Origin of the sequence: Sphingobacterium sp. UBA5639 (genome assembly GCF_002421245.1) — a bacterium.
GTDB lineage: Bacteria > Bacteroidota > Bacteroidia > Sphingobacteriales > Sphingobacteriaceae > Sphingobacterium > Sphingobacterium multivorum.
Window position 1 is genome coordinate 34,353 of the sequence record NZ_DIJR01000012.1, and the last position, 12,721, is coordinate 47,073.

Consider the following 12,721-nt stretch of genomic DNA (forward strand, 5'->3'; position numbering starts at 1 on the left):
TAAGCAAGCCCTGTAAACTGGCTTGCTACGCATGCGAAGTTACAAAAATTTAACCTCAAAAGCGAATGATTTAAGCCCTAATATACACAAAAAAGACAATCTTTTATGGATTGTCTTGGTACTTATGGGGTATCGTTTTTATTTGATTTTTTTAAAGCGGAGTCGAATCGAATTGCCTATGACAATTAAGTCTGAAAAGGCCATGCTTAAGGCTGCAAGCATAGGTCCGAGAAAGCCCACAGCGGCAAGCGGTATGGCCACAATATTGTACGCGAAGGCCCAAAATAGATTTTGTTTTATTGTCAATAGGGTATGGTGACCAATCTTTAGCAGCTTTTCAATGGATTTAAGATCATTGTTTAATAAAACCACCTTGGCCGATTGAATAGCAATATGTGTCGAATCACCGAGCGAGATGCCAACATCGGCAGCAGCTAATGCCGGAGCGTCATTGATACCGTCACCAACCATTGCGGTAGGGCCATTCTTTTTGAGCTTGAACAATATTTCTAGTTTTTCTTCTGGCGACTTATCCCAGTATACATCAGCAATACCAAGCTTTTGCGCTGTGCGTTCACATTTACTTTGTCGATCCCCACTCAAAAGAATAGGGCGTATCCCTTTATCTTTGAGGTATTGGATGAGTTCCTTTGCATAGGGCTTAATCTGATCTTCCAATACAATGCCAGCAATTACAACGCCATTGATTGTTAAGGCAAGATCATAGCGATTGGAGTAATCCTTTTCACCAAGTTTTGCATTGCAAATGGAATAGTTATTACCATTTGTGTCTGTAGCAAATATCCCTTTCCCTTTTATTTCATTGACTTCCTTAAAGATAATGCGGTAAGATTTTATCTCCTTGAGTTGTTTTCGGATCGACTTGGCAATCGGATGACTCGAATAACTCTCCAATTGTGCTATGATCGATTCGACTTGCGATTGTTCAATACCAAAGGTCTGAATTGCTTTGATATTAAAATCACCAGTTGTTAAGGTGCCCGTTTTGTCAAATACCATCTGTTTGAGATCGGACATCTCCTCAATGGTGCTTCCGCCTTTGATCAGTATTCCTTTTTTTGCGGCTCTTCCCAGACCAACCATGACAGCTGTAGGTGTGGCTAGCCCCATGGCGCATGGGCAAGATACAACAAGTGTAGCTATCGCATTCATGAGGGATTGTTGGAGCGGTAATTGTGCAATAAAGTAAGTAATAAAAAAAGTGAAAAATGATATCGTAACGACGATTGGGACGAAATAAGCGGCTACTTTATCACCGAATTTTTGAATAGGTGGCTTTTTACTTTGTGCATCTTTAATTAATTGAATAATTTGATACAGTACACTTTTAGACCCAACTTTGGTCGCCACGATTCTGATATTTCCTTCAGTTAGTAACGTACCACCAATGACAGCATCATATTTGAGTTTTTCAATAGGTAGACTTTCTCCGGTTAGCATAGATTCGTCCACCCAAGCCTGTCCTTCCAAAATATCGCCATCAACAGGTATCTGATTTCCTGAATTTACCTTTAAAATATCACCTGATTTAATATCTCGGGCTAATATCTCTACTTCTTGGTCGTCTTCAATTTTAATAGCAGGTATATCCTGATATTTAACCAATTCTTTGATTGCTGATGTGGTTTTGGTAACGGCTCTTTTTTCGAGGACATTCCCCAAAAATACCAATGTTATAATTGTTGCGCATGTTTCGTAGAACTGGTAATCATGCCCTAGATTATAATATGTTCCAATGAGGCTATAGCTAAACGCAGCTGTAGATCCAACAAAGATGAGTACATCCATATTGGGCATTTTGTTCCAGATGGAACGGAATGCGCTGATTCCAAAATAGGAAAAACCAATGATATAAACTGGGACACATAGCGCAAGTTGGATATAGGGATCATGCAGAATGGGTAAGTCTGTAAACATGTGGCTCCACAGGGGGATGGTGAAGATGAGGCAGCAAAGGAACTTAAAATCAATAGATTTCCAAAAGCTAGGCTTCTTATCCTTACCCGAAATAACTTTGTAACCCAAAGACTCGATACCTTTGACCAGCACAGGTATTTGTTCCAGGGGGATCTCCGAAAATTTCACTTCATCTGAGGCGAAATCGACGTAGATATCCTTAGCGCCGTTGTTTTCTAGGTATTTGTGGATTGAAATAGCACAATTTGCACAATGCATTCCGCTTACGTTAAGTTCAGTCTGCACGTTCGATTCCTTCATTTAATAGCATGTAATGTCTTTAGGCAAAGATAGCTATTTCCTGATAATGCTTTTTACGTAAAGTAAAATTGTTTAGTTTAGCAAGCCTGTTTGTGGCCGTTTTACATGAACTATCGTGCATAGCGAATGGGAGAACATTAAAATTTGACTAGACAGACAACTTAAGCTTGTGTAAAAAATGACAAAACCAATTTCAATTTCTTTTATTGTACGAATTATACTGCTGATTGCGTTAACGGCATCATTTGTTCAATTTGAAACCTTTTATATGCAGCGGGAGGTCATCCGGAATATGGCTTACGGCTTAAATACTTTTCTAACAGCTAGTGTCCTGATCTCAATCGGTCATTTTATCCTTGTAAAACTATACAACAGTCGAAATGAACAGCAGGTTGTCCGGGGTAATTTTGTGCTCGGAATTACACGTGTAGCTACAGTAGGCAATGTTTTTTTTATTATAGTCAGCCTAATGATAGCGGTTGGTATTAATCCAAAAGATTTTATCACCAGCATGACAATTGTCGCAATGGCGATTGCGGTAATTTTTAGAGAATATATCACGAATATGATATCCGGTTTGATTATTATGTTTTCGGATCAATTTTCCGTTGGAGATCGCATAAAAATAGGTGAATATCAGGGGAAAATTGTTGATATCACATTGGCCAATCTGGTTGTGCGCGATGAAGATGATGATGCTGTGATGATTCCCAATAATTTGGTGTTTACCGCGACTTTGGTCAATAAGACTTCTCAAAAGTCAAATAAAATTGTTGTAAAGTTTGAACTACCGATTGATCGCTCATTTGCAGTGGCGGAATTGGAACAGTATTTAAGTCCATTATTTCAGAAAAACCCAAATTTAGCTCATTCCCAGGGCTTTACAATCAAGGTCGCCGATATGACTAAAGACTATATCAAGTATAAAGTTGAGGTAAGTACAATCTCGTCCAGCAACAAAATACATCAGCAGGTCCAGAGCAACATATTAAATGAAATCCTCCAGTTCACAAGAATGCAGGGTTAAATCTTTCTTACTTTGACATTTTTAACAAAGTGGTGGCTTCCTTTTTCTAAAATGAGATCCGCGCGATATCTAGTCGGCAAAATGTTTTTAAGTAGATTGGGCTTATTAATTTCGTTCCAGATATTTACAGCCATGGCATGGCTTTCATCAGCTGTCATATTTGCATATTTATGGAAAAATGAAGCCGGATTTTGAAATGCCGTAGCACGCAGTGATTCAAATCGATTGGTATACCATTCAATAAGATTTTTCTCGCTGGCATGTACATAGATTGAATAATCAAAAAAGTCGGAAACGAATACGCTATGTCCCTTTCGTGGTCGTTGGGAATTGACTTGTAATACATTTATCCCTTCTACAATGAGGATGTCGGGTTGTTCAATCACTTGTTGTTGTTCGTCTGGTAAGACGTCATAGACCAAGTGGCTGTATACTGGTACCGCAATTTTTGGAGCCCCTGATTTCACTGCTGAAAGGAAATGAATCAATCTTTTGGCATCATAGCTTTCAGGAAAGCCTTTTCGGTTTAGAATACCACGTTCGATAAGTTGTTGGTTGGGGTATAAAAAACCGTCTGTGGTCACCAAATCGACCTTCGGCTTGGACGGAAGCAAAGTTAGGACACGCTGCAAAACCCGGGCAGTAGTACTTTTTCCGACAGCGACCGACCCAGCTATACCAATGATATAAGGCAGTTTGCTCTCTTCTTTGCCAAAGAACCGGTTTGTACGCTGGTGAAGGCTCTGGAAACGATCAATATGAATCTCAAGTAGATGACTTAAGGGAAAGTAGACTTCTTCTATTTCCTGATTTGTCAAAGGTTCATTCAGTGCATGTAGATTTTCCAGGTCTTCGACACTGAAATTGTGCAATACCTTCCCGTTTAAATTTTTCCAATCTTCCCGTTTGATCGATCTAAAAGGCGAGTCTATTGCTATTTGCGGATCCAATTGCATCGTTTGCTTTATTTTTATTACAAATATCTATATTGCAGGACAAGTAAACCTTTACTATTCGATTCTATCGACTATTAAAGGTCTTTTTTGCGCGGACAAATATAAATAGTGTTATCCGTTATCCCAAGAAACATTATAAATGATTTGAAGTTATTACAATAGGATTTGATAATATTTTATGAACAGGACACTTTTCAGCTATTTTAAACAAACGCTGCTTTTGAACCTCATCTAAATCTCCTTTAAAGCTAATAAAACATTGTATATAGGTCGTTTGTTGCTGTTCACTTGTTTGCACCTCATAAGATAAACGCACCAGCACCTCCTCCAGGGGCCAGTTTTTGCGGTCAGCATACATTTTGACGGTAATGGCTTTGCAGCTCCCTAAAGAGGATAGTAATAGTGGAGTAGGGTTTATGCCCTGATCTTCACCACCTACATCTTCGGGTTCATCAACCGTTATTTGATGTTTGCCGTATTGTACTGTAGTTGTATAGGGTGTTTTCCCTATTGAAACGATTACTTCATTGTCCATAAGCGATTAAAATTAGGATTCCACGTCTTCTAATAGTCCTTCAATGATGAGGCTTCCTGTTGCAGGGTTTGTTGCCAAAGGGACATTATAAAGATCACATACACGCATGAGCATTTGAATATCTGGTTCATGTGCGTGTTTCCCTAGTGGATCGCGAAAGAAAATAATACCATCAACTTTTCTTTCGGCCGCCAAAGCTGCGATTTGTGCATCACCACCCATGGGGCCACTCAATTTCAATTCCACAGGCAAGCCTGTCTGTCTGACGTAAGAGCCCGTAGTACCTGTGGCAATGATATTGGCGCGCTCCAATAATTCCTGGTGGTCTTTGACAAATGCGACCATTTCAGGTTTTTTGCCATCGTGGGCTATTAGTGCAATTGTTTTTTTCATCAGTATATAATTATATGTAAAAGAATCGGCTCAAATCTAAAAACAGAACCTTTCTCGATCCGTTTTGTATACTATTTAAAAAATATATAGGATATAATAATTGCGGCTATCACACCAGCCAATTCAGCTAGCAGAGCGCAGGGTAATGCATGCCGTGTACGCTTTATTCCCACTGCACCAAAATATACCGCGAGGACATAAAAAGTAGTTTCTGTTGATCCCTGAATAACACAAGCAACCCTGGCAGCGAAGTCCATTGGCCCCTTGGCATTCATCAAATCGACCATAAGTCCACGTGCACCGGATCCACTGAGCGGCTTCATAAAGGCTACAGGTAAAGCGTCTACAAACGATGTATCTAGACCACATAATGCGATAGCCTTGGAAATTCCAGCGACCATATAGTCCATGGTTCCTGATGCTCTAAATACAGCGATACCAACAAGCATCGCGACGAGATAGGGTATTATTTTTACAGAGACTTCGAAGCCCTCTTTGGCACCCTCTATAAATGAATCGTATACATTCACTTTACGGAAAAGAGCCAAACCTATAAAAGAGGTAAATAAGCTAAATAAAATAAGATTGCCGAATACCTTGCTGAATATTTCAATTTCTGTTTGTTGCAGTCCCGAAAAGTAATAAAGTAGTCCACCGATAAATAGTCCCATTGCTCCCAGGTATCCTAGAATTACACGGTTAAATAAATTGATTTTTTGGTAGATGGAAACGAGAATTAATGCCACCAATGTGGAAAAGAAGGTTGCGATCAGAATTGGCAGAAATACATCTGAAGGATCTGGTGCACCAGCTTCTTTCCGATAAGCCATAATTGAAATAGGCAAGAGGGTTAAGCTAGATGCATTGAGCACAATAAACATGATTTGTGCATTGGTAGCTGTTTCCTTATTTGGATTGAGCTCCTGGAGTTCTTTCATGGCTTTAAGCCCCAATGGCGTTGCCGCATTATCTAATCCTAGTGCATTAGCCGAGAAATTCATAAGAATAGAACCAAGCGCAGGGTGATTTTTGGGTATCTCTGGGAATAGTTTATGGAAAAAAGGGCCCACGATTTTTGCGAAGATATTGATCATACCGCCTTTTTCACCAATTTTCATAATCCCAAGTGCAAAACTCATCATGCCGATCAGTCCTAAAGAGATTTCTGCTCCTGTTTTTGCACTGTCAAAGATTGAATTTACAATTTGCTGAAAGATTTCCGTATCTCCGAAAAAGATTAGTTTTACAAGGGCTACGGCAAATGTGATTAAGAAAAATGCAACCCAAACGTAGTTTAATGCCATATAGATTTAAAATATGCGTAAAAGTAATCTTTTAGAACTTATCCATCAACTGGCTCCATGGATTTTTCTTCTTATTTTGACTCTTTTCTTTAATGAGATGCGCAACGATATAATCCAATGTATCCTCATGCTCACTGATCATTTTATCGGATAAGGAGATCAACTTCTGTATATTATTGGGCGAGGCTGCATCCAATGAGGCATTGATGCTCGATAGATTGGCTGGTTCTATGCGGAGATAATTTTGTTGCTTACCGTTACTTTGAAATAGTTGCCGAATAAAAAACTCGGTACTCTCGGAAGATGCACTTGTCATAATGTCAACTAAAGCAGGACCGATTTGTATAGCAAGTTTCTTCTTAAAATGTTCGTAATTATAAGCTGTTTTTGACATTCCCGTACCTAAGGATACCATAAACATGTCGTTTATCTGCGTGCTGTTAAAAGCCTTTAAAACTTCAAGTAAACCACATATGGAGGGGTTTTGAGCAAACACACCGCCATCAATCAAAGGGTATCTTGTTTTTGAAAGCGAATAGATCTCTGCAACAGGAAAAAATGTGGGTGCAGCAGATGTAGCCTTGCAGACATCTTTAAGGTAGAAATCCCGTGCTTCCCCGTGCGTAATTGCCTTTTGTTGTCTAAAAAAATGATTCTTCCGCAATTCAATGTTATACGCAGTGATGATACAGGGTTTGATAAGATGGCTCAATCGTGCATTTTGAAAGTACTCATCCAAAACGTCTGATAATGTGTTGGACGAGTAGAGTTCGCTGACAAGACCAAATCCACCTAAAAAGCGTCGCCATTTGGAAGCGTTGAAAATTTCAGTACCATGATTAACAAATAAATTTAATGCATCTCGCGCGGAAAACTTAGGATGGGTGGGATTGCCTTCTTCTGGATACAAAAGAATACTTGTCAGAATTCCACCGCTGCTTGTGCCCGCAATAAAGTCAAAGTAGGAGGCAATCCGCGCATTGGGATCCATGGTCTGCTTTTGTAACTTCTCTTCCAGAGCGACGAGAACCATTGCAGGAATGATACCCCGGATACCACCACCATCAAGCGCGAGAATATTCTTCATATGGCAAAAACTGATTTAGTTAACGATATGTAAATATAATAAATGTCTTCAATTGACAGGAGTCATATATTGGTGACAATTGTGTCCTACATCCTGTGCTTAAATGCATAGCGCATTTTTTTAGCAGCCTTACTTTGTATTGCATTGTGCTATGCTCTAAACAGCTTCTGAATTAATGGGGATTTACCATATAGTTTGTAGGGATATAACAGGGGGTTAACAAGGGTTTACCCCTGTTATACCCCTGCTAACCCCCTGTTAACCCCCTGTAATCTCCCTGTTAGTGTAGGGGCTGATGAGAAGATTATAGGAGTTTGGTATTAGCTGATACGCTACATAAAAACAAAAAAAAGCTGCCTCAAATTTTATTGAGGCAGCTTTTTTAGCTAGTATAGATACCGATTTAATTGAACCAAGCAAATACTTCGTCTTTCGTTGGCATATTGATATCTAGTTTCAGTTTTTTACGCATACCACCAAGATCATTAAACACCTTGTTCGGATTCGCTTCTTTTAAAGCTTCAATGGTTGTAAAGCCCATTTTTTGTAAGGCAGGAACCCAGGCCGCAGGAATGCCTTGTTCCTCATAATCTTTTACTTCTGCTACTTTGGCGACTTTTTCAGGTCTCATTTGTGGGAAGAAAAGAACTTCTTGGATTGACGCATTATCGGTCAAGAACATGATTAAACGGTCCATACCGATTCCAAGTCCAGAGGTCGGCGGCATTCCATATTCCAATGAACGTAGGAAATCCTGATCAATAAACATGGCTTCATCATCACCTTTTTCAGAAAGACGTAATTGATCTTCAAATCGTTCACGTTGATCAATTGGATCATTAAGCTCTGAATAAGCATTGGCAATCTCTTTTCCACAAACCATCAGCTCAAAACGCTCGGTCAAATCGGGATTATCTCTGTGCTTCTTCGTTAAAGGAGACATTTCTTTTGGATAATCTGTAATGAATGTTGGCTGGATGTAGTTTCCTTCACATTTTGCGCCGAAAATTTCATCGATCAATTTGCCTTTGCCCATGGTTTCGTTTACGTCGATGCCCATTCCTTTGGCGGCAATACGGATTTCGTCTTCAGATTTTCCAGTAATATCAAATCCAGTAAATTCCTTGATGGAATCTGTCATCGAAATACGTTTAAACGGTGCTCTAAAGTCAATTTTATGTTCGCCGAATGTCGCTTCTGTTGTTCCATTTACGGCCAAGGCGCAGTGCTCCAATAGACGTTCTGTAAAATCCATCATCCAGTTGTAGTCTTTATAAGCTACATAAATCTCCATTACGGTGAATTCTGGGTTATGGGTACGGTCCATTCCTTCGTTGCGGAAGTTTTTAGAAAATTCGTATACACCATCAAATCCACCAACGATTAGTCTTTTTAAATAAAGCTCGTTGGCGATACGAAGATATAATGGAATATCTAAAGCATTATGGTGTGTAATAAACGGACGTGCTGCAGCACCGCCTGGAATGGATTGCAGGACAGGTGTTTCTACTTCCATATACCCCGCGTCGTTAAAGAACTGACGCATCGCATTAAAGAGCTTCGTACGCTTGATAAATCTATCTTTGTTACCTGGATTTACGATCAAATCCACGTAACGCATTCTATAGCGTTGCTCTGGGTCTGTAAAGGCATCAAAAGTTTTACCTTCCGCAGATTTAACGACAGGTAGGGGACGTAACGATTTGGATAAAACGGTAAGTTCTTCTACGTGTACTGCAATAGCCTCGGTTTGTGTTGTGAAGACATAGCCTTTGATACCAACGATATCTCCGATATCCAATAGCTTTTTGAAAACGACATTGTATAGGTCTTTATTCTCATCAGGACATACATCGTCACGCTTAATATAAGCTTGAATACGTCCGGTAGAGTCTTGAATTTCAAAGAATGAAGCACTACCCATCACACGACGACTCATGATACGTCCAGCAATGGTAATGTTCTTATAATTCAATTTATCTCTATCGTAATTTTCTAAAATATCAGCAGCATGTGCATTGACGACAAATTCGTTTGCTGGAAATGGATCAATTCCCATATCCAACAACGATTGCATCGCTTGTCTTCTAAGTTGTTCCTGTTCGGATAATACAGTACTCATTCGGTATGAATAATATTTAAAATGTGAAAATCACGCAAAAATAGCCATTTTTTTCAATTCTTTTTATGGATTTTTTTTGAAAACGCTGTAGCGAAAGGAAATGGCATTCCGTTATATGGCATAAAAATAGTTAAATAGTGATATTATTACAAGGGGACATTCGACTATTTGATTTTGAGTTTTATAATTTTAATTTCGTTATCTCCTCGAAAAAAACGTTCATAATGAAGGGGAGAATTCGATAGATTGTTTACATAGCATGTGTTATTGATTGCATATGAAAGGCAATTTGTCTAAGTTTGAAACTTAATAATTAAATGGTTTAAGTGGGTATAATTCGGTCATATTTTTATAACAAGAAGCTATCATCTTTACATGATGCTTTAGAGCGTTGCTTGCGCGATCGTGAAGACGGCAAGGCTTTCGTTTATAAGATGTATTATGGTTATCTCATGGCTATTATTATTCGTTATGTAAAACAGGATGTGGACGCGGAAGAGCTCGTGAATGAAAGCTTTGTTCGGGTATTTCGAAAATTGGAATCATTTAATAGGAATATTGAGGATGAAAATCTCGAAAAATCGTTTAGAGCCTGGATAGGACGAATTGCTGCCAATATTTCGATTGATTTTTTACGAAGTAAAAAGCAGTTTTATTCGGTTGAAGATTTGGGAGAAGGGGATATGCATACACCGGCAGTACAATTGGACAGTCGACTGGAGGTCAATGAGATTATGCGTCTGCTCGATCAGCTCCCTGAAATTCAAAAAACTATTTTTAATCTCTATGAAATTGAGGGGTATTCACATGATGAAATTGCCCAGATGCTTAACATACCAGATAGTACGTCAAGGACTTATCTGACTAGAGCGAAACAAAAACTTAGAAAATTATACTTGGATTATACAGGCGTAGTTCAAGAAATAAGATAAATATTGTTGTTACGATGAAAGACAATAAGAAAAAGGAATTGATAGAAGAGATCATTGGACAATTAAAAGACCATGAACTACCTTATAAAGAAGGTTCCTGGGAGAAATTTGCCTCAAATTATGGCGTTTCAGCACATCGTTCCTCTAATTGGAAGTATTGGAGTGCTGCTGCGGCTGTGTTATTGTGTTTTGGTGTAGGATATTGGGGGCTAAAGACGAATGTGGAGACTGATATACCTGCTGTCGTTTTAACACATCTGCCGGAACGCGAAGATGTTTTAGGTGATCATAAGGATTTAAAGGAATCGATACAGCGTTCGTTATCGGATGTTACGGGCGATAGGATTGTGAGTGCAGAGGTATTATCGGCGAAGAAGCCCTATACCTATTCTGTGCCAACGGACCATTCAACTGAAAATTTAGACAATCACCACTTGGTATTGAGTACTAGGCAATTAATGCGGGGCCACGATGTGGCTGTATCAGCCGATTTAAGAAGGCTGCAGTCCATGCAATTGAAAAATAATTCACTTTCAGCGCAGGTTGGTTTAACGAAAAGTGAAGTGGAACGAGTAAGCGCGTCAAAAAATACCACTGTGACGAATAGTAGTGCCGTTATTGCTTCGGCCAATTCAGGGTTTATGTCGCCTGTTAATCAAACACAACGCGATGCTGCAAAACTATCACAATTGTATGCTGCGCAACAAGGGGGGGCAAGGAATAGTGTTGTACACACGAACGTTAACCAAGATAAGAAATGGGAAATGGGCGCTTTTGTATCACCTGCCTCTACGTCAGAAAGTATAACGCTGGGGGGCGGGGTCGCACTAGCTTATAATATTTCGAGTAAGGTAAGTCTTCGTTCAGGAGCTTCCATTCAACATTATGGAGCTGTTTCGGGTAATTCACCCATTACTCCTGCAATGGGATCAAATTCTCTTAATGCAGATGCGCCAAATTATATTTCTCAATCGAATTTGAATAATTCCTTTGCGATGCGGGCAGCAGATGCAAAAGATGCAAAGAGTAATGAACGGGTTTCAGGTAAAATCCTAACAGTTGATATCCCATTGGATGTTAGATACGCGATCAACAAGAATTTCTATACCTCAGTCGGTGTATCCTATGTTGGTGTATTGGATCAGGAACGGGCAACGATCTATGAAACAAATAATACGGAGTACAGACAAAAATCCCAAGACAAAAATGTTGATGATAAAGGTGTGAACGGCTTTATTAATTTTTCAGTTGGTCGGAAACAAAAAGTTGGAAAATTATCCATTTCTGTAGAGCCTTATTATAAAGCTCCAATCGGAAATTTGAAATCATCCGATTTGAACTATAGCAACGGGGGAGTGAAAATAATTACTAGTTTTTAAAAAGCATAATGTTATAAAAAAAGCCGCAGTAAGCTTGAAGTTTACTGCGGCTTTTTTTATAGTCTGCAAATTGGGGTTTATTAAATTTCATCAACGCGAACCCAACCCATTCCTGCGGCTTTCGCACCTTCAACTCCAGGGGTCCCGTCTTCGTAGACCAGGCATCTTTCCGGAGCAATATTCAATTGAGCAGCTGCCAAAAGAAAGGGTTGTGGTGAAGGTTTTCCCTCAGCTGTATCTCCAGCACAAACCAGTGTTTCCAAATCATCCCATACACCAATGGTGGTTAATGTCATGGATAAGGTTGTTCTGGTTCCTCCTGAAACGGCAGCGATGTGTTTTTTACCTTTCTGATATTTTAGATGTTCAACAACGTAATCTACAGGCTTAGTCTTGAAAACATACTCGTCTCGAAAAATAGTAGACTTTAGTGTGGAAAATTCTTGATAATCGAAATCTACCTCATAGCGTTTGCTGATTTCCTCTGCAACAGCCACAGTGGGCCATCCGGCAGTTTCATCAATCAAATTGACATCCAACTCGACTCCGTATTGTTTGGCTGCAGCTTTATAGGCTTGTTTATGTGCGTCCATATTATCTGCCAGGGTACCATCGACATCAAATAATAGTGCGTCGTAGGATTCGGCAAGAAGGTTTAGTAATTCAAATTTTCGTTGTGATTCAGGTGACATATACTTTTAATAGTGAGCAGTAAAAATAAAAAAATATAATTGGACGAGCAAAAAAG

Annotated in this window: 11 protein-coding genes; 3 read left to right on the plus strand and 8 right to left on the minus strand. The window is 39.3% G+C overall.

Going from position 1 to position 12,721, the window contains the following annotated elements; all coding sequences use genetic code 11:
- Positions 1–138 precede the first annotated feature (138 nt).
- On the minus strand, positions 139–2,238 hold the full coding sequence (locus tag B4Z90_RS08550; protein ID WP_088161692.1) for a heavy metal translocating P-type ATPase: 2,100 nt from the start codon (positions 2,236–2,238) through the stop codon (positions 139–141).
- A gap of 178 nt (positions 2,239–2,416) precedes the next feature.
- On the opposite strand from B4Z90_RS08550, the gene B4Z90_RS08555 reads away from it, so the two are divergent.
- Positions 2,417–3,265: a mechanosensitive ion channel family protein gene (locus B4Z90_RS08555; protein ID WP_088161691.1), complete on the plus strand. Its 849-nt coding sequence runs from the start codon at positions 2,417–2,419 to the stop codon at positions 3,263–3,265.
- Here B4Z90_RS08555 and coaA read toward each other — a convergent pair.
- The 6 genes from coaA to lysS all read right to left on the minus strand — a co-directional run bounded on the left by coaA (position 3,262) and on the right by lysS (position 9,662).
- Complete coding sequence (gene coaA / locus B4Z90_RS08560; RefSeq protein ID WP_088161690.1) at positions 3,262–4,221, minus strand: type I pantothenate kinase; 960 nt, start codon at positions 4,219–4,221, stop codon at positions 3,262–3,264. The genes B4Z90_RS08555 and coaA overlap by 4 nt on opposite strands.
- A 133-nt stretch (positions 4,222–4,354) precedes the next feature.
- Positions 4,355–4,756, minus strand: coding sequence for an OsmC family protein (locus tag B4Z90_RS08565; protein WP_088161689.1), 402 nt, complete (start codon positions 4,754–4,756; stop codon positions 4,355–4,357).
- A gap of 12 nt (positions 4,757–4,768) precedes the next feature.
- Positions 4,769–5,149 carry a methylglyoxal synthase gene (locus B4Z90_RS08570; RefSeq protein ID WP_046673562.1) on the minus strand — a complete coding sequence of 127 codons (381 nt, stop codon included), beginning with the start codon at positions 5,147–5,149 and terminating at the stop codon, positions 4,769–4,771.
- A 71-nt stretch (positions 5,150–5,220) separates the two neighbouring features.
- Complete coding sequence (locus B4Z90_RS08575; RefSeq protein ID WP_075992759.1) at positions 5,221–6,453, minus strand: nucleoside recognition domain-containing protein; 1,233 nt, start codon at positions 6,451–6,453, stop codon at positions 5,221–5,223.
- Positions 6,454–6,484: 31 nt separating this feature from the next.
- Positions 6,485–7,540 carry a patatin-like phospholipase family protein gene (locus B4Z90_RS08580; protein ID WP_075992758.1) on the minus strand — a complete coding sequence of 352 codons (1,056 nt, stop codon included), beginning with the start codon at positions 7,538–7,540 and terminating at the stop codon, positions 6,485–6,487.
- 403 nt (positions 7,541–7,943) lie between these two features.
- Entirely contained in the window at positions 7,944–9,662 is a 1,719-nt protein-coding gene (lysS, locus tag B4Z90_RS08585; protein ID WP_286801951.1) for a lysine--tRNA ligase, read from the minus strand.
- Positions 9,663–9,988: 326 nt separating this feature from the next.
- Here lysS and B4Z90_RS08590 point away from each other — a divergent pair, with 326 nt between their 5' ends.
- Positions 9,989–10,594 carry an RNA polymerase sigma factor gene (locus tag B4Z90_RS08590; protein WP_286801953.1) on the plus strand — a complete coding sequence of 202 codons (606 nt, stop codon included), beginning with the start codon at positions 9,989–9,991 and terminating at the stop codon, positions 10,592–10,594.
- 14 nt (positions 10,595–10,608) lie between these two features.
- Entirely contained in the window at positions 10,609–11,973 is a 1,365-nt protein-coding gene (locus B4Z90_RS08595; RefSeq protein WP_286801955.1) for a hypothetical protein, read from the plus strand.
- 80 nt (positions 11,974–12,053) lie between these two features.
- On the opposite strand, the gene B4Z90_RS08600 is transcribed toward B4Z90_RS08595, so the two are convergent.
- On the minus strand, positions 12,054–12,665 hold the full coding sequence (locus B4Z90_RS08600) for an HAD family hydrolase (RefSeq protein ID WP_070568850.1): 612 nt from the start codon (positions 12,663–12,665) through the stop codon (positions 12,054–12,056).
- Positions 12,666–12,721: the final 56 nt, after the last annotated feature.

What these genes read in the sequence shown, in the direction of transcription:
- B4Z90_RS08550 (WP_088161692.1), bottom strand. Translation starts at nt 2,238, where the DNA reads ATGAAGGAATCGAACGTGCAGACTGAACTTAACGTAAGCGGAATGCAT.
- B4Z90_RS08555 (WP_088161691.1), top strand. Translation starts at nt 2,417, where the DNA reads ATGACAAAACCAATTTCAATTTCTTTTATTGTACGAATTATACTGCTG.
- coaA (WP_088161690.1), bottom strand. Translation starts at nt 4,221, where the DNA reads ATGCAATTGGATCCGCAAATAGCAATAGACTCGCCTTTTAGATCGATC.
- B4Z90_RS08565 (WP_088161689.1), bottom strand. Translation starts at nt 4,756, where the DNA reads ATGGACAATGAAGTAATCGTTTCAATAGGGAAAACACCCTATACAACT.
- B4Z90_RS08570 (WP_046673562.1), bottom strand. Translation starts at nt 5,149, where the DNA reads ATGAAAAAAACAATTGCACTAATAGCCCACGATGGCAAAAAACCTGAA.
- B4Z90_RS08575 (WP_075992759.1), bottom strand. Translation starts at nt 6,453, where the DNA reads ATGGCATTAAACTACGTTTGGGTTGCATTTTTCTTAATCACATTTGCC.
- B4Z90_RS08580 (WP_075992758.1), bottom strand. Translation starts at nt 7,540, where the DNA reads ATGAAGAATATTCTCGCGCTTGATGGTGGTGGTATCCGGGGTATCATT.
- lysS (WP_286801951.1), bottom strand. Translation starts at nt 9,662, where the DNA reads ATGAGTACTGTATTATCCGAACAGGAACAACTTAGAAGACAAGCGATG.
- B4Z90_RS08595 (WP_286801955.1), top strand. Translation starts at nt 10,609, where the DNA reads ATGAAAGACAATAAGAAAAAGGAATTGATAGAAGAGATCATTGGACAA.
- B4Z90_RS08600 (WP_070568850.1), bottom strand. Translation starts at nt 12,665, where the DNA reads ATGTCACCTGAATCACAACGAAAATTTGAATTACTAAACCTTCTTGCC.